Annotated in this window: 21 protein-coding genes; 9 read left to right on the top strand and 12 right to left on the bottom strand. The window is 61.3% G+C overall.

Going from position 1 to position 22,030, the window contains the following annotated elements:
* Positions 1–128: 128 nt before the first annotated feature.
* Entirely contained in the window at positions 129–1,193 is a 1,065-nt protein-coding gene (locus CPter91_RS10035; RefSeq protein WP_061939795.1) for an acyltransferase family protein, read from the top strand.
* Between the two features lie 9 nt (positions 1,194–1,202).
* On the opposite strand, the gene CPter91_RS10030 is transcribed toward CPter91_RS10035, so the two are convergent.
* The 9 genes from CPter91_RS10030 to CPter91_RS09990 form a co-directional block, all read right to left on the bottom strand.
* Positions 1,203–1,517, bottom strand: a complete 315-nt coding sequence (locus CPter91_RS10030) for a cytochrome C oxidase subunit IV family protein (RefSeq protein ID WP_061939794.1) — start codon at positions 1,515–1,517, stop codon at positions 1,203–1,205.
* Between the two features lie 8 nt (positions 1,518–1,525).
* Positions 1,526–2,227: a heme-copper oxidase subunit III family protein gene (locus tag CPter91_RS10025; RefSeq protein ID WP_061939793.1), complete on the bottom strand. Its 702-nt coding sequence runs from the start codon at positions 2,225–2,227 to the stop codon at positions 1,526–1,528.
* Positions 2,228–2,237: 10 nt separating this feature from the next.
* Positions 2,238–2,879, bottom strand: coding sequence for a cytochrome c oxidase subunit 3 (locus tag CPter91_RS10020; RefSeq protein ID WP_061939792.1), 642 nt, complete (start codon positions 2,877–2,879; stop codon positions 2,238–2,240).
* On the bottom strand, positions 2,876–4,651 hold the full coding sequence (locus tag CPter91_RS10015; protein ID WP_061939791.1) for a cytochrome c oxidase subunit I: 1,776 nt from the start codon (positions 4,649–4,651) through the stop codon (positions 2,876–2,878). The genes CPter91_RS10020 and CPter91_RS10015 overlap by 4 nt, the downstream gene beginning before the upstream one ends.
* Before the next feature lie 26 nt (positions 4,652–4,677).
* Positions 4,678–5,850, bottom strand: coding sequence for a cytochrome c oxidase subunit II (locus tag CPter91_RS10010; protein WP_061939790.1), 1,173 nt, complete (start codon positions 5,848–5,850; stop codon positions 4,678–4,680).
* A 212-nt stretch (positions 5,851–6,062) separates the two neighbouring features.
* Positions 6,063–6,563: a hypothetical protein gene (locus CPter91_RS10005; RefSeq protein WP_061939789.1), complete on the bottom strand. Its 501-nt coding sequence runs from the start codon at positions 6,561–6,563 to the stop codon at positions 6,063–6,065.
* Between the two features lie 350 nt (positions 6,564–6,913).
* A complete protein-coding gene (locus CPter91_RS10000) occupies positions 6,914–7,744 on the bottom strand; it encodes a 3',5'-nucleoside bisphosphate phosphatase (protein WP_061946070.1) in 831 nt (276 codons plus the stop codon).
* Positions 7,745–7,871: 127 nt separating this feature from the next.
* The gene (locus tag CPter91_RS09995; RefSeq protein WP_061939788.1) at positions 7,872–8,768 is read right to left on the bottom strand and encodes an alpha/beta fold hydrolase; all 897 of its coding nucleotides are present in this window, start codon (positions 8,766–8,768) and stop codon (positions 7,872–7,874) included.
* Positions 8,769–8,801: 33 nt separating this feature from the next.
* Positions 8,802–9,827 carry a patatin-like phospholipase family protein gene (locus tag CPter91_RS09990; RefSeq protein ID WP_061939786.1) on the bottom strand — a complete coding sequence of 342 codons (1,026 nt, stop codon included), beginning with the start codon at positions 9,825–9,827 and terminating at the stop codon, positions 8,802–8,804.
* Positions 9,828–10,210: 383 nt separating this feature from the next.
* On the opposite strand from CPter91_RS09990, the gene eat reads away from it, so the two are divergent.
* The 6 genes from eat to CPter91_RS09960 all read left to right on the top strand — a co-directional run bounded on the left by eat (position 10,211) and on the right by CPter91_RS09960 (position 17,950).
* The gene (eat, locus tag CPter91_RS09985; RefSeq protein ID WP_061939784.1) at positions 10,211–11,581 is read left to right on the top strand and encodes an ethanolamine permease; all 1,371 of its coding nucleotides are present in this window, start codon (positions 10,211–10,213) and stop codon (positions 11,579–11,581) included.
* Between the two features lie 63 nt (positions 11,582–11,644).
* On the top strand, positions 11,645–13,018 hold the full coding sequence (locus CPter91_RS09980; protein ID WP_061946068.1) for an ethanolamine ammonia-lyase subunit EutB: 1,374 nt from the start codon (positions 11,645–11,647) through the stop codon (positions 13,016–13,018).
* Between the two features lie 10 nt (positions 13,019–13,028).
* On the top strand, positions 13,029–13,856 hold the full coding sequence (eutC, locus tag CPter91_RS09975; RefSeq protein ID WP_061939782.1) for an ethanolamine ammonia-lyase subunit EutC: 828 nt from the start codon (positions 13,029–13,031) through the stop codon (positions 13,854–13,856).
* A 345-nt stretch (positions 13,857–14,201) separates the two neighbouring features.
* Positions 14,202–16,436, top strand: a complete 2,235-nt coding sequence (locus tag CPter91_RS09970) for a TonB-dependent receptor (protein WP_099047184.1) — start codon at positions 14,202–14,204, stop codon at positions 16,434–16,436.
* A 14-nt stretch (positions 16,437–16,450) separates the two neighbouring features.
* Positions 16,451–17,137: a Fe2+-dependent dioxygenase gene (locus CPter91_RS09965; protein WP_061939778.1), complete on the top strand. Its 687-nt coding sequence runs from the start codon at positions 16,451–16,453 to the stop codon at positions 17,135–17,137.
* A gap of 186 nt (positions 17,138–17,323) precedes the next feature.
* The gene (locus CPter91_RS09960; protein ID WP_061939776.1) at positions 17,324–17,950 is read left to right on the top strand and encodes a 2OG-Fe(II) oxygenase; all 627 of its coding nucleotides are present in this window, start codon (positions 17,324–17,326) and stop codon (positions 17,948–17,950) included.
* Between the two features lie 11 nt (positions 17,951–17,961).
* Here the strand turns inward: CPter91_RS09960 and CPter91_RS09955 are convergent, their stop codons facing one another.
* Together CPter91_RS09955 and CPter91_RS09950 are read right to left on the bottom strand one after the other, a co-directional pair.
* A complete protein-coding gene (locus CPter91_RS09955) occupies positions 17,962–18,327 on the bottom strand; it encodes a glyoxalase superfamily protein (RefSeq protein ID WP_061939774.1) in 366 nt (121 codons plus the stop codon).
* A 62-nt stretch (positions 18,328–18,389) separates the two neighbouring features.
* Positions 18,390–19,208 (bottom strand): DUF5829 family protein, encoded by an 819-nt coding sequence (locus CPter91_RS09950; protein ID WP_061939772.1) that lies wholly within the window; start codon positions 19,206–19,208, stop codon positions 18,390–18,392.
* A 537-nt stretch (positions 19,209–19,745) separates the two neighbouring features.
* On the opposite strand from CPter91_RS09950, the gene CPter91_RS09945 reads away from it, so the two are divergent.
* On the top strand, positions 19,746–20,516 hold the full coding sequence (locus CPter91_RS09945; protein WP_061939770.1) for a slipin family protein: 771 nt from the start codon (positions 19,746–19,748) through the stop codon (positions 20,514–20,516).
* A 105-nt stretch (positions 20,517–20,621) separates the two neighbouring features.
* Complete coding sequence (locus CPter91_RS09940; protein ID WP_061946066.1) at positions 20,622–21,116, top strand: DinB family protein; 495 nt, start codon at positions 20,622–20,624, stop codon at positions 21,114–21,116.
* 19 nt (positions 21,117–21,135) lie between these two features.
* Here the strand turns inward: CPter91_RS09940 and CPter91_RS09935 are convergent, their stop codons facing one another.
* Positions 21,136–22,017 carry an alpha/beta fold hydrolase gene (locus tag CPter91_RS09935; protein WP_061939768.1) on the bottom strand — a complete coding sequence of 294 codons (882 nt, stop codon included), beginning with the start codon at positions 22,015–22,017 and terminating at the stop codon, positions 21,136–21,138.
* Positions 22,018–22,030 lie beyond the last annotated feature (13 nt).

The following is a 22,030-nucleotide window of genomic DNA, read 5'->3' as shown; positions in this document are numbered from 1 at the left end:
TTCGCCGTCATAGACGATCCGGCAGCATGGACATGCCCGGAATTCTGCTATCTTTGCCAGAAAGAAATTATTGGAGACCTTATGCACTGTTCATCGCCACGCCCCGTCATGCAACATACCGTCCATCCATGACGCGCCGCCTGGCGTCGGTCGACGCATTGCGCGGCTGCACCGTGGCGGCGATGCTGCTGGTGAACGACCCGGGCGACTGGGGCCACGTCTACGCACCACTCGAGCATTCGGCCTGGCACGGTTGCACCCCGACCGACCTGGTATTTCCGTTTTTCCTGTTCCTGGTCGGCCTCTCCTGCGCCCTCGGCATCGAACCTCGCGCCGCGCAAGTCGGCCAGCGGGCGGCATTGACACGGGCAGCGCTGCTGCGAGCCCTGCGCATCGTGGCGCTGGGGCTGGCGATCAATGTCCTGGCCTGGCTGATCATGCCGGGCGTGCACCTGCGTGCGCCGGGGGTGCTGCAACGGATCGGGCTATGCTTTGCCGCTACCGCATTGTTTGCGATCCATACCCGGCCGCGTACGCAGTGGGCTGCGATTGTCGCCATCCTGCTGGGTTACTGGGGCTCGCTGGCGCTGGGCGGCTCGCTGGAGCCTTGGGTCAACCTGGCCAGCCGCAGCGACAGCGCCATCTTCGGTCCGCTGGTGTATCAGATCGACCCACTCAGCGGCCGCGGCCATGATCCGGAAGGCTTGCTCGCCACCCTGCCGTCGCTGGCCACTTGCCTGCTCGGCCTGTGCGCCGGCCGCTGGCTGCGTGAAGACAAACTCAAACCGCTGCTCACCGGCGCCATGGCCGCCATCGCGCTGAGCGCAGTGTGGTCGCTGGCGCTGCCGCTCAACAAGAATCTGTGGACGTCGTCGTTCGCGCTGTGGTGTGGCGGCTGGGCTGCGTTGGCGACGCTACTGTTCCACTGGCTGATCGACCGGCGCGGCTGGCCGGCGGTGGGGCGCCGTTTCGGTGTCAATGCGATTGCCGCTTACGCGGGTTCTGAGCTGATGCAGATCCTGCTGCCCGGCCTGGGCTGGCAGGAAGCGCTTTACCAGCGCGGGTTCGCCGGCTGGATCACGCCGCTGGCCGGACCGCATATTGCATCGCTGGCGTTTGCCGTGGCTTTTGTCGCCCTCTGGTGGCTGATTGTCTATGCGATGGATAAACGGCGATGGTACCTCAAGCTGTAGCGCCGGCGGTCAACGGAAGAACAGCAGCCTGGTGAGGAAGGTGTAGTCGGCTTCGGTCGCCATCAATCCCACCAGCACCAGCAGGCACAGCGGCGGCAACAGGATGGCGAACACCAGCGCCAGCCGTTCCCAGGCCATGTGCATGAAGAAGGCGACGATCAGGCCGGCCTTCATCAGCATCAGGACAATGATCAGGGTCCAGCGCAGGTAGCCGTGGAAGTTGAAATAGTCGACCAGGTAAGACAGCGTGCTGAGCACGAACAGCAGCCCCCATATCTTCAGGTAGAGGCTGATCGGATGTTGTTGTCCTGTGGTGGAAGTCATGAGCGCACCTACCAGAGATAAAACAAGGCAAAAATGAAAACCCAGACCAGGTCGACGAAGTGCCAGTACAAGCCGGCGATCTCAACGATCTGGTAGTTGCCGCCCGTGCCGCCGGGACCGTCATAACGGCCTTTCAGCAAACGCACCGCGACCGTGATCAGGTAGATTACCCCGGCGCTCACGTGCAAGCCGTGGAAGCCGGTAATCATGAAAAAAGTCGAACCGAACTGCGGCGCGCCCATCGGGTTGCCCCAGGGACGCACGCCCTCCTGCAAGATCAGCTTGCTCCATTCGAACACTTGCATGCTGACGAAACAGACGCCAAAGCCGGCCGTGGCAAACATCAGGAGCGCCGCCTTCACGCGCTCGCGGCGATAGGCGAAATTGACCGCCATCGCCATGGTGCCGCTGCTGCTGATGAGGACGAAGGTCATGATGGCGATCAGCAGCAAGGGCACTTCGGCGCCGCCGATCTTGAGGCTGAACACCAGGCTCGGATTGGGCCAGGGAGTGGTGCTGGCGATCCGCACCGTCATGTAGCCAGTCAGGAAGCAGCTGAAGATGAAGGTGTCGGACAGCAGGAAGATCCACATCATCGCCTTGCCCCAGGAGACCTGGAAGGCGCGCTGGTCCGACGACCAGTCCGCCACCAACTGGCGCCAGCGGCCGGGTGGTTCTGCCGTGCTAGCCGGCGAGGTTACGCTGTTCATATACTCCCCTTCAACGAGTGCCGCACACCATGCGCACAAAGTCCGGCGTCAGCCAGCCCAATGCGGCAAACAGCAGCAGCCAGACCGCCAGCAAGAAGTGCCAGTAACGCGCGCACAGGCGGATACGCCAGGCCAGACGGCGCGGCTCCCGGCGCCAGGGACCAGCCGCCGCCATGCCCCAGCCGACCAGGCCGCCGGCCACATGCAAGGCGTGCATGGCTGTCAGCAGATAAAAGAAGCTGCCGGCCGGATTGCCGCTGGCCGTCACGTGGATCGCCTGCAGCGCCTGCCAGCCCCACAGCTGGGCGCCGAGGAAGGCGATGCTGCCGGTGCCCGCCAGCAACAGCAGGCTGCGGGCGCGCTCCATCTGGTGGCTGCCGGCGGCAGCCACTGCAAATTGCAACAGCACGCTGGCGAACACCAGTATCGCGCTGCTCAGCCAGAGCTGCCAAGGCATCGCCAGCGGCGACCAGTCGGCGCCGTCCATGCGCATGATGTAGGCGGCGATGAACAGCAGGAACAAGGCGCTGGCGACCGCCATGAACAGCCACAGGGCAACGCTGATGGCGGCGTAGCGACGTTCCAGCGTATTGTCCGCGGCGGGCTTGCCGTAGCCGCCGCCCGCGCTTTTCAAGATGGCAGCCTGGTTCATGCGAGAGCCTCCTTATCGCGCGGCAGGCGCGACTCTGCATCGCCGGGCACCGGCGGCGCATTCTGGGCGATGAAATCCTCTTTCGCTCCCGGCACGCTATACGTGTAAGCGCCGCGATACACCACCGGCAGATGCGGCCCCCAGTTGCCATGGGTGGGCGGCGTTTCCGGCGTCTGCCATTCCAGCGACGCCGCGCGCCACGGATTGGGGCCGGCACGCTTGCCGTAAAAAACGCTCCACACCATATTGAAAATGAAGGTCAGTTGCACCGTCGCCACGAACAGCGCGATCACGGTGATGAAAGCGTTCATGGTCTGCGCCGAGTCAGGAATGAATTTATATCCCTCGAAAGCATAGTAGCGGCGCGGCATGCCGAGAATGCCGAGGTAGTGCATGGGAAAGAAGATCGCATAAGTGCCGAGGAAGGTGACCCAGAAATGCAGCTTGCCCAGCCCATCGTGCAGCATGCGGCCGGTAATTTTGGGATACCAGTGATAGATGGCGCCAAAAATCACCAGCAGCGGTGACACTCCCATCACCATATGGAAATGCGCCACCACGAAATAGGTATTGGAGAGTGGAATATCGACGCTGACATTGCCGAGGAACAGGCCGGTCAGGCCGCCGATCAGGAAAGTGCTGACGAAAGCCAGCGCGAACAGCATCGGTATCGACAGATGAATATCGCCATTCCATAGCGTCAGCACCCAGTTGTACACCTTGATGGCGGTAGGCACGGCAATGATCAGGGTGGTGGTGGCAAAGAAGAAACCGAAATACGGATTCATGCCGCTGACGAACATGTGGTGCGCCCACACCACCACGCTGAGCACGCCGATCGCCAGGATCGCCCAGACCATGGTGCGGTAGCCGAAGATGCTCTTGCGCGCATGCACGCTGATCAGGTCGGAAACGATGCCGAATGCTGGCAAGGCCACGATGTACACCTCGGGATGGCCGAAAAACCAGAACAGGTGCTGGAACAGCAAGGGGCTGCCGCCCTTGTAATTGCTGACCTGCCCCATCGACACCAGTGCCGGCATGAAAAAACTGGTGCCCAGCGTGCGATCCAGCAGCATCATGACGCCGCTCACGAACAGCGCCGGAAATGCCAGCAAGGCCAGGATGGTGGCGACGAAAATACCCCACACCGTCAGCGGCATGCGCAGCAGGGTCATGCCCTCAGTGCGCGCCTGCAGCACCGTGGTGACATAGTTCAGGCCGCCCATGGTGGCGGCGACGATGAAGATCAGCAGCGACACCAGCATCAGGATGATGCCCCACTCATAGCCCGGCGTGCCTGGCAGGATCGCCTGCGGCGGGTATAGCGTCCAGCCGGCGCCGGTAGGCCCGCCCGGCACGAAGAAACTGGCCATCAGCACGATCACCGACACCAGGTAGACCCAGAAACTCAGCATGTTCAGATAAGGGAACACCATGTCGCGCGCGCCCACCATCAGCGGGATCAGGTAGTTGCCGAAGCCGCCCAGGAACAGCGCGGTCAGCAGGTAGATCACCATGATCATGCCGTGCATGGTCATGAACTGGTAATAGTGCGGTGCATCGATGAAGGCGAACTTGCCGGGAAAGCCCAGCTGCAGCCGCATCAGGTTGGACAGCCCGACCCCCACCAGTCCGGCCAGGATGGCGACGCTGGCGTACTGGATCGCAATCACCTTGTGATCCTGGCTCCAGACGTATTTGCGGAAGAAGCCTTGCGGCAAATGGTCGTGGTGCAGGTCTTGATGCGTGCGGTCGTCAGTGTAGGCCATGGCTGTCCTTGTTGTGCGAATGACGTTTATTGTTGCGCTTGCGGTTTCGGTGCGGCTGGCGGCGGCGCGCCTATCGATTTGATATAAGCCACCAGGGCCGCCAGCTCAGCGTCGTTCATCTCGATCTTCGGCATCATCGGCGCAAAGCCTTTCACCACGCGCGCCTGCGGATCGCGGATGAACGCCTTCAGATAAGCCTCGTCGACCAGTGCGGTAGCGCCGTTTTCCATGGTTTCGGTTTTGCCATACAAGCCTTTCCAGGTGGGGCCGACGCGCGGCGTGCCGTCTACCGTATGGCAGGCCACGCAAGCCTTGGATTCAGACAGCGCCTTGCCCTGCAGCGCCAGCACATCGCCGGCCGCTGCTACCGCGGCGCCGGCAGCGACAGCCACGGTTGGCGCCGGCGGCGGCGCCATGCTCTGGGCAAAGGTCGGCTGCGCCTTCAGCCACTTCTGGTAGCTGGCAGCGTCTTCCACCACCACATAGCCGCGCATGCCGGCGTGGCCGACGCCGCACAGCTGCGCGCACAAGACTTCATAACGGCCGATCTTGTTCGGCGTGAACCAGAATGAAGTGATCATGCCAGGCACCATGTTCATGCGGGCGCGGAACGGCGGTGCGTAGAAATCGTGCAGCACATCGAGCGAGCGCAGCAGCATGCGCACCGGCTGGTCGACCTGTAGATGCAGTTCGTTGTTGTTGATCAGGATATTGTCCTGGCCGGCCGGATCGGCTGGATCCAGTCCGAAGGGATTGGCGGCGCTGATCAGCGCCACGCTGGAGCGGCCAAGCTTGCCGCTGGGGCCGGGATAGCGGAAGCGCCATTGCCACTGCTGGCCGATCACTTCGACATCGCGCGCGTTCGCCGGCACGGTGACGTAGGCGGCATACACGAACAGCCCCGGCGCCAGCAAGCCCATGATGGCGACGCTGGTGGCGATGATCAGCCAGCGTTCCAGCTTGCGATTCTCCGGCTTATAGGCTGCCTGCCGCCCTTCGCGGTGGCGAAAGCGCAGCAGCGTGTACACGATGAACAGGTTGATGACGACGAAGAAGATGCCGGTGATGATCAGGGTGATGGTCAGCGTATCGTCCATTTGCCGCCAGTTGGAGGCCAGCGGGGTGGCCCACCACGGGCTGAAAAAATGAAACAGCACCGAAGCGACAACGATCAGGATGAGTGCGACTGCCATGGCCATAGCTATCCTCTTTCCTGCGGAACGCGCCGCGGAAGTGATGCAAATGCAATGAAGTACTCTCTGAATGCTTACAACGATAGTCTGAGCACGCTCTGTGCTCAGGCCCCTTGCCATTTTTATGCATATGAGTACGCGAACGGATCAGGAATGTTCTCCTGATCCGTCGCCACTCACGGCAAATGATGGTTAAGCAGACAACCCAGCGCGCACCGCTATTGTCCCAAAGGCCGTTCCAGCTTCCAGTAGATGATCGCGGCCGACATGCCGAATACCAGGTGGGCGGCCAGCGTTGCCCAGCCGCGCATATCGGCAAACCACGAGAAGAAGCGGACCATGCCGTAAAAATTGAACAGATAGACCACCAGGCCGAACACGGCGCCGGTCAGCAATACCATGCCGATGCTGGAGTCAAAATGGAAAGGCGCGATGATGGCAGCCAGGATCACCGCCAGCACAATCCCGAGCACGTAATGGGTGGCCAGCGCAACGGCGACGATGCCGACGCTGAAGGTGGTTGATTGCAGCGTATCCGGTCCCATCACGATGGCGGCAATCATGTGCGATGTCGCCCAGGGACTGGTGTCGGTGAATATAGAAGACCAGAGCAGTTCCAGCACCATCACGACCGCACCGGCGGCAAAACCGGAGACTGCCGCTGCCGGCCAGTCCGGCAGGCGATGCTCCATGTGATGCGAATGCATGTGAAGTTCCATGATGACCTCCTGAAAGCGATAACAAGCGGCTACACCGCAGCGACGGCTGCGACGACGCCAGGCCGGCGCAGAAACGTCACACACACGCCGCGCAGGACTCTCTTTCAGGGTAGTACAGAATCATAGACATGCAAAGGCAGTAACTATGCTGCGACGCAGCAGCCATGCCGGTTTGCGGTCGCCAGGTGCCGTGTCATGCCTCATCTGTCGGTATATCGCGCCGGCCTTGGCGTGTAGCGCTAGGCGTGCCGAGGAGACATAGCGGGGCTATGGCGACGAGGCGCAACGACGCGATACGCGCCAAGGACAAGTGAGATGTCGACAGATGAGGCATGACACGACACTAGGCGTTACCAGTTATGCCAGACCGGGGTAACGCTATCAGGCAGGGGCGGCAAGGCGCCGAGGTCGATGCGCGATTCCGCCGGGCTATGGAAATCGGAACCGCGTGACGCCAGGAAACCATAGCGCGTGGCAAGCTTGGCGTAATAGTCATACTGATCCGGCGTGTGGCTGCCGGTCATGACTTCGATGGCGGCGCCTCCCAGCTGTTTGAATTCGCTGAAGAAGGCGTCGAAGGCCAGGTCGCTCAGCTTGTAGCGCCCCGGATGGGCCACCACGGCGACGCCGCCGGCGCCGTGTATCCATTGCACCGCTTGCGCCAGCGAGGCCCAGCGGTGCGGCACATAACCGGGATGGCCTTCAGTGAGGAAATTACGGAATACTTCGCTGGTGTCGGCGCAACGGCCGATCTCCACCAGGTAGCGGGCGAAATGGGTGCGCGAGATCAGGTCGGGATTGCCGACATGCTTCAAGGCGCCTTCGAAGGCATCGGGAATCCCCACCGTCGCCAGCTGCGCCGCCATTTCATGCGCGCGCCGCTCGCGGCCGCCGCGCGTCGTCGCCAGGCCCTGCACCAGCTGCGGGTCGGTTTCGTCGATTTGCAAGCCGACGATGTGTATGGTCTGGTTGGCCCAGGTAATCGAAATTTCTACGCCGGCGACATACGACAGGTCGAGCGCCGCCGCTGCCGCCCGTGCTTCGGCGATGCCGTCGATTTCGTCGTGATCGGTCAGCGCCCACAGGTCCACGCCGTTTTCCTTGGCGCGCGCCGCCACCGCCATCGGCGTCAGCGTACCGTCGGAAACATTGGAGTGGCAATGAAGATCAGCATTCAACATCATTAGTCCTACAGGGGAAGTGCCGGGGAAGACCCGCCAGCCGCCGAACAGCGGCGTCATAGCCAGATTGTACGCCTCTTGGCTGCCCTATGCTGCAAACGCACATTTCCCCCGCGCCGCAGCGTCCTCAGGCCACGCCCTGCTCCAGCAGGAAATCCTCGATCAGCTGCGTCAGCGCCTGCGGCTGGTCGTGGTGCAGCATGTGGCCGGCTTCGGCAATGAAGGCCATCCTGGCATGCGGCAGGCAGGCGATGCGGCGGTCGACTTCTGCGCGCATGGTTTCCTGGCCGCCCATCCATTGCCACATATTGGTTTCCGCCGCCTCGACGCACAGCACCGGCGCCGTCGTGCTGCGCCAGCAGGCCAGCATTTCCTCGACCCGCGGCAAGACCGGGTTGATGATCTTGTGCGCCGGATCGGCCAGGATTTCCCAGCGTCCCAGGTCATTCTGGCGCGCCCAGTGCTGTGCCAGGAAGGCTGCGCGGCTATCACTCAGGCGCGGATTGGTTTTCTGCAGGCGCGCCGCCACCGCCGCCGCATCCGGATAGCTTTGCAAGGCCGCCGATTCGATCAGTTGATCCAGCCATTTGGCGTAGCGCACGGGCGCCTGGTCCGCCGCCAGATGCGCGCCGCCGAACCCTTCCAGGTTGATCAACGCCTTGATCCGCTGCGGCCGCGTGCCCGCATACAGGCCGACCGCATAGCCGCCCATGCTGTGGCCAAGCAGGTTGACCGCTTCATCGCCGGCATAGTGCTGCAGGATGGCATCGAGGTCGGCCAGGTAATCGGGAAACCAGTAACTGTCCACCGGCGGCCCTTCTGTCAGGCCGAAACCGCGCCAGTCCGGCGCGATCACATGCCAGTCGCGCTGCAGGCAATCGACCACGAACTGGAACGAGGCGGAAACGTCCATCCAGCCATGCATCATGAAAATCTTGGGGGCGCCGGCGCGACCCCAGTGGCGTACGTGATAGCGCAAGCCGCGCAAAGGAATGAACTCGGAACGGGATAATTTCATCGGCATGGGACTTGTATGGGTTGCATGGTGGGACCGGTGTTATGCCAGGAATTGGCCAAGATCGAAATTGGATTTCAGTTCGCCGCCGGCAAACTCTTCCTGCAACCAGTGCTCCGCGCGCGCGCGTCCGGCATCGCGCAAAGCGTGGATGAACGAAGCTTTGGTGTTGAGCTTGCTGGCCACGCTCAGCTGGCTCATCAGGGCATCGGAATCGATCACGTGAATCTGCAGTTCCATCAAACGATCATGCATTTTGCCGCGCGCCTCTGGATCGGCCTGGGTTTCGCGCTTGGCCAGCGCCAGCCCGCCCAATTCGGTAAAAAAGGTCGAGCTGAAACTGATTTCGCTCAGGCGCTGGCCGATCTCGTCGGTGCTGGTGGGCGTCAGCGGTCGCCGGAACGGATGCAGCAGCACCGCCAGCACGTCCGGCGAGTTACACAGATGCAGCAACGGAAAAATCGGCGGGTTGGCAGTGAGGCCGCCATCCCAATAGGCTTCGCCGTCGATCTCGACCGCGTGGTGCATCGATGGCAGGCAGGCCGAGGCCAGTAAGGCGTCTTGTGTCAGGTCCTCATTGCGGAAGATGCGCAGGCGGCCGGTGCTGACTTGGGTGGCGGCGATGAACAGCTTGATCTTGCCTTCCGCCCGCAGCCTGTCGAAATCGACCTGCTTGCCGAGGATGTCGCGCAACGGATTCAGATCGAAGGGATTGAGCTGGTATGGCGAGAACATGCGAGTCACGGAAAACATATGCTTGAGCAAGGCCGAGGAAGTCGCCTGCGAAGCGATGCCTGCTTCGCTCAAGGCGTCCGGCCGCATGAAGCTGTACAGGTCGCGGGTGCTGACGCTGTCCCAAAAGTCCGCCAACGCCTGGCGCGCACCGTCGCGCCCGCCAATCGCCAAGCCGTAGCTCATCACCACTGCATTCATGGCGCCGGCGCTGGCGCCGCTGATACCTTCGATATCGATGCGCGGCTCTTCCAGCAGACGGTCCAGGGCGCCCCAGGTAAATGCGCCGTGTGAACCGCCGCCCTGCAAGGCCAGCGTGATTATCTTGTTTTGCATGAATAGAGTTCCCGAGATGGTTATCTGTTGCTTGTCGTCCGCAGCTGCAATTTGGACGCGAAGAGCACAATCGATTGCGCTGCTTGCCTATACCCTCCCACATATTCCACTAATTTACCAATCTTTCGCGTCGCGCGTTTTCTTGAAATCAGTTTCGTGCGCATCTTGTCAGCTGGCTTTCTTAGTGAGCGGCAATGCATTGTGCACCACAAGGGCACGCAATTTGCTTTTCAGCATTCAAGATCGGGCTCGCGCTAGCGTCGCGCCCGCTGCTGCACCGCTTTCTTTCACCGGCGAACCAAAGTGGCGCGGCAACGCGCTGTGATCGGGCAACAGAGTTTGTTTGGATTTTCGTGCAGCTGAAACCATCGTGGAGAAAAGTCATGAACGCAAAAACCGGCGCACCGGCCCTGAAACAGACCCTCGGCACCATACAGCTATGGGGGATTGCGGTCGGCCTGGTGATATCGGGCGAATATTTCGGCTGGAGTTATGGCTGGGCCTCGGCCGGTACGCTGGGGTTTACCGTGACGGCGCTGTTCATCGCCGCCATGTATACCGCCTTCATCTTCAGCTTCACCGAACTGACCACCTCGATCCCGCATGCCGGCGGTCCGTTCGCCTACAGCAAAAAAGCCTTCGGGCCGCTGGGCGGCTATATTGCCGGCGCCGCCACCCTGATCGAATTCGTATTTGCGCCGCCGGCGATTGCGCTGGCGATCGGCGCCTATCTGAACGTGCAGTTTCCCGCACTCGACCCGAAAACCGCCGCAGTCGGCGCCTATCTGGTATTCATGACGCTGAATATCGTCGGCGTGCAGATCGCTGCCATGTTTGAGCTGTGCGTCACCCTGCTGGCGATTTTCGAGCTGCTGGTGTTCATGGGCGTGGTTTCGCCCGGTTTTTCGATTGCGCATTTCGTCAAGGGCGGCTGGTCCGGCCAAGACCATTTCAGCCTGGCCTCGATTCCCGGCATGTTTGCCGCTATCCCGTTCGCCATCTGGTTTTTCCTGGCGATCGAAGGGGTGGCGATGGCGGCCGAGGAAGCCAAGGATCCACAGCGCTCCATCCCGATCGCCTATATCACCGGCATCATCACGCTGGTGCTGCTGGCGATCGGGGTCATGGTGTTTGCCGGCGGCGCCGGCGACTGGACCAAGCTGGCCAACATCAACGATCCGCTGCCGCAAGCCATGAAGCTGATTGTCGGCGAGCACAGCAACTGGCTGCACATGCTGGTGTGGCTGGGGCTGTTCGGCCTGATCGCTTCCTTCCACGGCATCATCCTCGGCTATTCCCGGCAGATTTTCGCGCTGGCGCGGGACGGCTATCTGCCGGGCTATTTCGCCAAGATCCATGCGCGCTTCAACACGCCGCACCGGGCCATCCTGGCCGGCGGCGCGATCGGCATCGCCGCCATCTACAGCGATGAACTGATCACGCTCGGTGGCCAGACCCTGACGGCCAACATCGTCACCATGTCGGTCTTCGGCGCCATCACCATGTACATCGTCAGCATGCTCAGCCTGTTCCGCCTGCGCCGCAGCGCGCCCGACATGCTGCGGCCATTCCGTGCGCCGCTGTATCCATGGTTCCCGGCGTTTGCGCTGGCCGGCGCCTGCGTCTGCATGGCCACCATGATTTACTACAACCTGCTGATCTTCGGCGTGTTCGCGGCTTTCCTCGCCTGCGGCTATGTGGTTTTCCTGTTGACCAAGAATAGTCGTACACTTGAGCAGAGCGCTGTGGCTTAAGCCAATCCGACAACTGCATGGAGGACCGCATCAGTGAGCAGCAGCAAGCATCCGTTCAGTCACATGGTGGGCGCCAGGAGCTATGTCTTCCGCGACCTGAAAGACTTGATGGCCAAGGCCACGCCGCTACGTTCCGGCGACTGCCTGGCTGGCCTGGCCGCCGCCAGCGCAGAGGAACGGGTGGCGGCGCAGATGACCCTGGCTGCGCTGCCGCTCAGCATCTTCCTCAGCAATTTACTGGTTCCTTATGAACAGGATGAAATCAGCCGCCTGATCGTCGACGATCACGATACCTTAGCCTTTGCCCCCATCGCGCATCTGACGGTGGGCGACTTCCGCAACTGGCTGCTGAGCGATGCCGTCGATGAACACGTGCTGACTACCGTGGCGCCCGGCATCACACCGGAAATGGCGGCCGCCGTGGCCAAGATCATGCGGGTGCAGGACCTGATCCTGGCCGCAAAAAAATGCCGGGCGGTGACCCGCTTCCGCAATACCATCGGCCTGGCCGGCAGCCTGTCGACCCGCCTGCAGCCGAACCACCCGACCGACGACGCCAGCGGCATCGCCGCCAGCATCCTCGACGGCCTGTTGTATGGCAGCGGCGATGCGGTGATCGGCATCAATCCTGCTACCGACAATGTGCCGCAGGTGATCAAGATCGTCAGCATGCTGAACGATATCATCGAGCGCTACCAGATTCCGACCCAGTCCTGCGTACTGACCCATGTCACCAACACCATAGAAGCCATCAACCGTGGCGCGCCGGTGGACCTGGTGTTCCAGTCGATTGCCGGCACCGAGGCCGCCAACCTCAGCTTCGGCATCGATCTGGCGTTGCTGGCGGAAGCGCGCGACGCCGCCCTCTCGCTACAGCGCGGCACGGTCGGCGACAATGTCATGTACTTCGAAACCGGCCAAGGCAGCGCGCTGTCGGCCAACGCCCACCACGGCATCGACCAGCAGACCTGCGAAGCGCGCGCCTATGCCGTGGCGCGCAAATTCCAGCCGCTGCTGGTGAATTCGGTGGTCGGCTTCATCGGCCCCGAATACCTCTACGACGGCAAGCAAATCATCCGCGCCGGGCTGGAGGATCATTTCTGCGCCAAGCTGCTGGGTCTGCCGATGGGCTGCGATGTCTGCTACACCAACCACGCCGAAGCCGACCAGAACGACATGGACGTGCTGCTGACCCTGCTGGGCACCGCCGGCTGCACCTTCGTCATGGGGATTCCGGGCTCGGACGACATCATGCTCAACTACCAGACCACCTCCTTCCACGATGCTCTGTATGTGCGGCGCCTGCTGGGATCGAAGCCAGCGCCTGAATTCGAAGCGTGGCTGAAGCACATGCAGATTTTCAGCGAAGGCGAACAGGTCAAGCTGGGCACAGCCTTGCCGTCGATATTCAAACAAGCGCTGCTGCGCTTATCCTGAGGACGCCTGCATGAGCAAACCGGATGCCACCGTCGTCAACAATCCCTGGCAGGCGTTACGCAAATTCACCGCGGCCCGCATTGCCTTGGGCCGCAGCGGCGTCAGCCTGCCGACCTCGGCCCAGCTGGAATTCCAGCTGGCGCACGCGCAGGCGCGCGATGCCGTACATCTGGCGCTGGACGCCAAGGCGCTGAGCGGCCGTTTGGGCGATTCCTTTGCCGGCGGCACGCATTGCGTCACGCTATCGAGTGCGGCGGGAAACCGCGACACCTACCTGCAGCGCCCGGACCTCGGGCGGCGGCTGGACGCCGCTTCCCGCACTATCCTGCAGGAACTGCAGCAAAGCCATCAGCCGGCGGCCAGCTACGATCTCGCCATCGTGATTGCCGACGGCCTGTCGGCGCTGGCCATCGAACAGAATGCCCAGCCTTTCCTGGAAGCCTTGATGCGCAAGCTGGCGCCGGAGAATTGGACGCTGGCGCCGATCGCCATCGTGCGCCAGGGACGGGTTGCGGTGGGCGATGAAGTCGGCGAGCTATTCAACGCCAAGCTGGTGGTGATCCTGATCGGCGAACGCCCGGGCCTGAGTTCGCCCGACAGCATGGGGCTGTACCTGACCTGGGCGCCGCGCATCGGCCTGACCGACGAAAGCCGCAATTGCATTTCCAATGTGCGGCCCGCCGGCCTGTCGTATGAAGAAGCGGCGTTCAAGCTGCACTACCTGCTGACGCAAGCACGCCAGCGGCAGCTTTCCGGCATCAGGTTGAAGGATGAAACCGGAGCCGCCAACGGCGAGCTGCCGCCAACCTCGCGCAATTTTCTGCTGGAGGAACGCTAAGCTGGCATCAATCACAGTCCGGCGGTTGCGGAAAAATCTCATTGGCAAAATAATATTTGATCAAAAATCAACAATTGCGCATTTGAGAGAGTCGCCAAGAAATCAATAATCTTTCTGACAAGATGTTGTTTTTTACGCGTTTTTACAATTCCTCGCTATAGCCGCAACAAAACTCCTCATCTATAATTGGCCCGCCAATTAAGCTAAATAAGAATCGATTACATCATCACTCTCATTTACAAGCAATGCCATCAGCCAGCCAAACGGGATCATTCGCCGTACTAGCCAGCCAAAAATTCCGCTCGCCGCGCAAGCCGGCCAGACTAACTTTTGCTAACTATAAAAATGAACCGCCTCAACCCGATTGCCGCTGCCCTGGTCGCAGTGTTCGCCGCTCCCCTGTCCTCCTACGCGCAACAAGCCGCAAGCCCTAAAACAGACGCCAGCCCTGCAGTGCTGCAGGAAGTCGTGGTCGAAGGCAGCCGCGGCGATTTCAACGCCAACGGCACCTCCCTCACCAAACTGCCGGCCGACCTGCATGACGTACCGCAATCAGTGGTGGTCGTGAACAAGGCGCTGATGCAATCGCAAGGTGCGAGTTCGCTGGCCGATGCCCTGCGCAACGTCGCCGGCATCACGCTGGGCGGCGCGGAAGGCGGCCAGATCGGCAATAACATCAACCTGAACGGCTTTTCGGCCCGCACAGATATTTATCTGGATGGATTCCGTGACCGCGGCCAGTACTACCGCGACACCTTCGCCACCGATGAAGTCGAAGTGCTGATGGGCCCGTCCTCGATGCTGTTCGGCCGCGGCTCCACCGGCGGCGTGATCAACCAGGTGACCAAGAAAGCCAACCTGCATGCCTCGGCCGAAGTATCGGCATCGGCTACCACCAACGGCCTGGTGCGCACCACCGCGGATTACAACCATCCTTTGTCGGACACTTCGGCATTCCGCTTGTCGGCGATGGCGCAAAGCGGCAAAGCCACCACGCGTGACCAGACCGACGTGCAGGATTTCGGCCTGGCAGGCTCGTATGTATTCGGCATCGGCACGCCGACCGAAATCACCTTGTCGGCCCTGATTCAGCACAACCATGACATGCCCGATTACGGCCTGCCGCCGCTCAACGGCCATCCGGCGCCGGTCGGCCGCGATACCGCCTACGGCCTCAACAGCGACCATACCAACCAGGACGTGGTGTCGCTCAACAGCACTATCCGCCACAAGATTACTCCTGACATCGTGCTGCGCAACCAGACGCAGTTCAACTATGTACACACCAATGCGGTAGAAACCGCGCCAAACACCATCGGCACGGTGTCCGCCGCCGGTTTCACGCCGCTGCCGACTTCAGCGGTCAGTTCGCTGCCTTTGAGCAGCCTGTATGTGCGCGGCCAGAGCCATGACCGCGATATCCGCGACTATTCGATTTTCAACCAGACTGAACTGTCGGCCAAGGTTAGCACCGGCAGCGTCAAGCATGAGCTGCTGGCGGGTTTTGAGGTCGGCCATGACGGCTATGACAACCAGGGTTACTACCGCAACGGCAGCTGCAACGGCGTGGCCTTGAATGCGCCGTCGACGGTAGCCGGCTACAACGACTGCGTGCCCTTGCTCAACCCGAGCTACAGCACGGCCGGCAGCAATGTCGTCAGCCAGGCCGGCAACCGCGCCGGCGGCTCCGCCAATACGGTCGCGGCCTACCTCAACGACACCGCGACGCTCACCGATCAGTTCAAGCTGGTCGGCGGCCTGCGCTTCGACCGTTACATCGCCAGCATCACCAACTCGCTCAACTCGCAGACAGCACCGGCGGCGGCCAAGAACACCGCCCTGCCGTCGGCCCAGCAAACCGTCAACTTCACCAGCGTGCGCCTGGGCAGCATCTGGCAGCCAAGCGCGGCGCAGTCTTACTACCTGTCCTACGGCACTTCGTTCAATCCGTCGCTGGAACAGCTGACCGGCACCACCGGCCAGCAGAACCTTGATCCGGAAAAGAACCGTTCCTACGAACTGGGCGGCAAATGGGACATGCTGAACGACAAGCTGTCGCTCAACGCCGCCATCTTCCAGATCAAGAAGGAAAATGCGCGCAGCCAGGTCAGCACCGGCGTCTATGTCCTGGACGGCACGGTAAGAGTCAACGGCGCGCGCGCCGGCGCCATTGGCCACATCACCAAGGATTGGCAAGTCGCGCTCGGCTACACCTACCTGGACGCCAAGGTGATCCAGTCTTCCGGCCTCGACGGCACGCTGGGCAAGATCCCGGTCAACACGCCGAAGAATACGCTGACCAGCTGGACCACTTACAAGGTTGCGCCGCACTGGGAAGTCGGCGGCGGCGCCAGCTACATGTCGGCACGCTTCGCCAACCCGACCAATACGGTGCAGGCCGGCGGCTACACGCGCTGGGATGCCACGGTGGCGTATACGCAACCGAAATACGATATCCGCCTGAATCTGTTCAACCTGACCAACAAGATGTATTACGATGCGTTGATCCAGTCAGATGGCGGCCGTTCCGTGCCAGGCACCGGCCGTACCGCCATGCTGTCGTTCGACTATCGTATGTAATTAGAGAAACGTTCATGCTGATTGCCATTCCCAAAGTACTTGACGCCCAGCAGCTGGCAGCCGTACGCCAGTTGCTGGAGCACGCCGGCACGGCGTGGGTGGATGGCCGCGTCACCGCCGGCTACCAGGGAGCGGCTGTCAAGTTCAACCAGCAGATCGATGAACGTTCTGAAGTGGCGCAGCAATGCCAGCAGATCATCCTGACGGCATTGGAGCGCCACCCGCGCTTCATCAGCGCGGCGCTGCCTAATACCGTCTACCCGCCGATGTTCAACCGTTACAGCGAAGGGATGACCTTCGGCGCCCATGTCGACGGCAGCGTGCGCATCGATCCGCATAGCGGCCGCAAGCTGCGCACCGACATTTCCGCCACGCTGTTCCTGTCCGACCCGGAATCCTACGACGGCGGCGAACTGCAGATCAACGACACCTACGGCAGCCACGCCGTCAAGCTGCAGGCCGGCGACATGGTGCTGTATCCAGCCACCAGCCTGCACCAGGTCACGCCGATCACGCGTGGCTTGCGCACTGCCTGCTTTTTCTGGGTGCAAAGCCTAGTGCGCGACGACGGCCAGCGCAGCATGCTGTTCGAGATGGATAACGCGATCCAGACACTCAACCAGACCAATGCCGACGAAACCGCGCGACGCAGCCTGATCGGCTGCTATCACAACCTGATGCGGCAATGGAGTGAGACCTGAAGCAGGTTTCCACCCGCCCGCCCCTCCTTCTGCCTGATGCTTGCCGGGCGCAAGTGTTACACTGATTTGCCAGCCACGCATTACGGGCCCACGGACCCATCCCCTGCACGGCGGCATCGTTGAAACAACGTTTCTGGGATATTGACGATTCGTAGCGAATGCACGTTTCCAGGAAGAGTTGCAGCGATGTTGTCAGAATCCCCCGAGCGTCTCGACGAGACGCTGCTGCAGCTCATGGCCGCCAGCCTGACCGAGCATGGCTGGTCGCAGCAAAACATTTTCCTGCCGGCAGACCTGACCCTGGCACTGGCTGCGGAATGCCGCGCACTGGCGCTGGTCGGCGCCTTGAATCTTGCCGCCGTCGGCCGCGGCGCGGCGCAAGCCGTGCGCGGCGAGATCCGCGGCGACCGGATTCTCTGGCTCAAGGCCGGGCAATCGCCGGCCTGCGACCGCTACCTGCTGATCATGGAAACCTTGCGCGTGATGCTAAACCGCAGCCTGTTTCTGGGACTGGACGAGTACGAAAGCCACTTCGCCTTTTACGCCCCGGGCGCCGCCTACCATCCGCACCTGGACCGCTTCCGCGATGACGACAGCCGCACCGTCTCAGTGGTGATCTACCTGAACCACGACTGGCTGCCGGAACAAGGCGGCGCGCTGCGCCTGCATCCGGCCGGACAAGTCAGCGAAGACATCGCGCCGCTGGGCAGCCGGCTGGTGCTGTTCCTGTCTGCCGACATGCTGCACGAAGTGCTGCCCGCGACCCGAGATCGCATGTCCCTGGCCGGATGGTTCCGCCGGCGGCCGGCCTGACGCCGGTCTTTCTATCCGCTTGAACGCTCGCTAAAACGAATCCGGTTGCCGAAAGGATCGGCGACTTCCATGTCGCGGCCCCAAGGCGTATCTTCAACGCCCGGCTTGGCATAAGTATAGTTCTTGGCCAGCAGCTCGCGCTGCAGGGCATCGATATCCTGCACCGGCACAAACATGGTCGAACCCGGCGTCGCATCGCCATGATGCTCGCTCAGATGTATCGTCAGGTCGCCGCGCTTGATCTCGGCGTACAGCGGAAAATTTTCCTCGAAGCGGTGCTCCCATTCCAGGGTGAAGCCAAGAAAATCCAGATAAAACTCTTTGGCCTTGGATTCCGAAAATATGCGGATGATGGGGATGGCGTTATAGATGTGCATGATTTTTCTCTTGCTCGCAGTTAGCGTGGTGTGGATTCAAAGCGGACATGGGCAATGCCGCTCTATTCCGAGGCCGGGCCAAAACGCCAGGTTGCGCCGAGCTCGGTATCGAACTGCAATACTGAGCCAGAACCAAAACGGTAAATGGTCTCGCCTTCCTTCTTCTTCAGCAGGTTCAGCCTGAGCGCAACCACGCCCTTGAGCGAAGCCGTGCTTTGCAGCAGATGGAATGTGACCTCCTGGCCGCAAAAAGTCCTGGTCTCGCCAGTTGAAGTTTCCGCATAGCCCAGCGCCGCCAGCTGGCTGCCGAACAACGCAAAATCCGCCGGAGCAAGAGCCAAAGTCACTGCACTGATGTTCTTAAGATAGCGCTCCGGCCGGAAACGCGCGGCGTTATATTGCTTGCGGCTGATGCCGTCTGGTCCGGGGTTCAATCCGGGCCGGCTACGCCACAAAAAATCCTGGTCGTATTCCATGATGCTGGAGGTAAAAGAGACGCCCGAATCAATCAAATCAACATACCTGAACCAAGGAATTTCCTGGCCGTCGAGCTGACGCCTCACCAAATCGGGACTGTAAACACGTCCCGATTGCGACAGGATCGCGCAGGCTTTCTCCAGACCACCCGCGTGGTCCACACCAAGGCAGATGCCCGCAGCAGCGCCAGCGACGGCGCTCTGCGATGGGCCGAATATTTCGATGTAAGTCTGCTCGCCGTCGATATACAGGCCGCTCCAGCCGCCGCCATCCTCAATCGCGATGGTACTTGCCTCAAACGCCGCAAATGCATTTTTCAGGAAGGCCGATTGCGCGATGGCCGACCTGGTGGGCTCATCGACATGGATGATGACGTGATTCAAATGCACTTGCGAATGAGTCATAGGTAAAGAGTCATAGGTAAAGAGTCAGCAATAATGTCTGGCCAGATTTCGCCGGAGGTAAAACCATCGCCGTTGACAAACGTGGCGCCACGCAGAAAAAGTCATGTGGGGTCAGAGTCGACTTTCGCGGCGCTTTATCGCGAAACTCGACTCTGACCCCACATGACGGATTTGGAGAAAGACAGAGCGCGCTACATGGTTTTGCTTTTCTCACGACGAGCCATGCACTCCGTGGCCCGCTAACTGGGGTCAGAGTGAAATTTCTGCAAAAAACGCGCAGAAAATTCACTCTGACCCCAGTTAGCTGCGTGCGTCCAGCGCAACGAAAAACGAGCGTTGGTTTTGCCGCGTTTTATGAAATTCTCAATAAGAAACAGCAATTTAGCATACCCGGGCGCCAGCGGAGATGTCTAAGTGCGGCGCGGTCGCCTATACTGTTTGTATAAGGCATGTCCTGCCCGATGCCTGCCCAAGCCAGCTTGTCGCCAGCTTGGGCGACCCGCGGCGGGCCATGCTCGATAAGGAAGGAGGCAAAAAATGCCCTGGAATTTCGCCTGGTTTGGTTTAGTAGCGCTAATCTTCGTCGCGCTCATCCTGCTGAACGCATCGATTTACATCTTCCGCGAATATGAACGCGGCGTGGTCTTCACCCTGGGACGCTTTTCCGGCGTGCGGGGGCCGGGGCTGGTGCTGCTGATTCCTGCGATCCAGCAGCTGGTCAGGGTCGATCTGCGCACCGTGGTGCTGGAAGTGCCGACGCAGGATGTCATCTCGCGCGATAACGTCTCCGTCAGGGTCAACGCGGTGGTCTATTTCCGCGTGGTCGATCCGCGCAAGGCGATCGTCGAAGTCGCCAATTTTTTCAACGCCACCAGCCAGCTGTCGCAGACCATGCTGCGCTCGGTGCTTGGCAAACACCAGCTGGACGACATGCTGGCGGAACGGGAAAGGCTGAACCTGGATATCCAGCAAGCGCTCGACGCCCAGACCGATTCCTGGGGCATCAAGGTATCCAACGTCGAAATCAAACAGGTCGACCTGACCGAATCGATGATACGCGCCATCGCCCGCCAGGCCGAAGCGGAACGCGAGCGGCGCGCCAAGGTGATCCATGCCGAGGGTGAGCTGCAGGCCTCGGAAAAGCTCTACCAGGCTGCCCACGTGCTGGCGCAAGAGCCGCAAGCCATCTTGCTGCGCTACCTGGAAACGCTGACGGTGATCGGCGCCGACAAGAACACCACGGTGGTGTTCCCGCTGCCGATGGACCTGTTGTCTTCGTTCCTGGGCGATAAAAAGAAGACGTCCTGAAAACAATCTGGCGGATGGATTCAGGCAATCGGCAGGCCGCGCAACGAATTGTGCGGCCTGCCATATAATTACCCGATTGCAACCAACGCCCCCGATCATCCTGCCATGAATCCGATCACCCTGAACACACTGACGGCCTTTCCGCTGCAGCTGGAACAGCATTACGCCGCCATCCCGCACCATTACGTCAACTGGAAACCCGCCTCCTGGGAAGGCGTGCCGAGCGAGCCGTTCAGCGCCATCGAGCAGATCTGCCATGTGCGCGATATCGAGATCGACGGCTATCATCAGCGCTTCCAGCGCACCCTGGCCGAACACAAGCCGCTGCTGCCATCGATCGACAGCGACATCCTTGCCAGCGAGCGCAATTACGCCAGCGCGGATGCGGCTGAAGTCTTCGCCTCGTTCCGCGCCGCGCGCGCCAAGACCGTCGCCCTCATCGCCGGCCTGGCGCCGGAACAATACGATCGCCAGGCGGAGTTCGAAGGCTACGGCGCCCTGACGCTGCGCAGCCTGGTGCACTATCTATGCAGCCACGACCAGCAGCACCTGGCGGGCTTGCAATGGCTGCTGGGGAAGATCGAAGCGGAACCGCGCTAGTCGCGGCGCAGCCTGCCGCTCAGCTCAACGCCAGGATCGCCGCCGCGAAATCGGCGGGCGCCTCCTGCGGCAGGTTGTGCCCGACAAGCGGAATCACTCGGCGCTGATAAGGTCCGCTAAAAAAGCGCGCATGCTGTTCCGAACCGCCGCTCAAGCTGACGCCGTCGCCGCCGCCATCCAGCGCAATGGCCGGCACGCCGATCGTCGGCTGCGCGGCCAGCAGAAGTTCGGTAGGCTCGACGGCCGGATCGCCAGGCGCCAGCCCGTAGCGATGGCGGTAAGACTGAATCACCACCTCAACAAAATCGGGATTATCGAAAGCACTGGCGCTGCGCCGGTAAGTCTCTTCATCAAACTGCCAGTTGGGCGACCACAGCCGCCACAGCAGCTTGCAGAATTCGTAACGGTTTTGCGCCAGCCCTGCCCGTCCGCGCTCGCCATGGAAATAGTACTGGTACCAATAGCGCAATTCATTTTCCGGCGACTGCGGCCTGGCGTTGCCGGCAATATCCTGGATGTTATAGCCGCCCACGGACACCAGGCCGCGTACGCGCTGTGGCCACAAAGCGGCGACGATACAGGCGGCACGGCCACCCCAGTCGTAGCCCGCCAGCAGCGCCTGCGGAATCGCCAGCGCATCCATCAGCGCCAGCAGATCGTGGGCCAGCACCGCTTGCTGGCCGGAACGCGGCGTAGCGGCCGACAAGAAACGCGTCGGCCCATAGCCGCGCAGATAAGGAACGATCACCCGGCAGCCCGCCGCCGTCAACACAGGAACCACTTCGTCATACGCATGGATATCGTAGGGAAAACCGTGCAGCAGAAAAACCGCGGGGGCGGCGCTGTCGCCGTGCTCGCCGTAGGTAACATTAAGAACACCTGCATCGACCTGTTTTAACACGCTGCCTCCTGTT

The organism is Collimonas pratensis, from assembly GCF_001584185.1.
In the GTDB taxonomy this organism is placed as follows: Bacteria; Pseudomonadota; Gammaproteobacteria; order Burkholderiales; family Burkholderiaceae_D; genus Collimonas; species Collimonas pratensis.
This window is presented reverse-complemented; position numbering and strand designations above follow the sequence as displayed.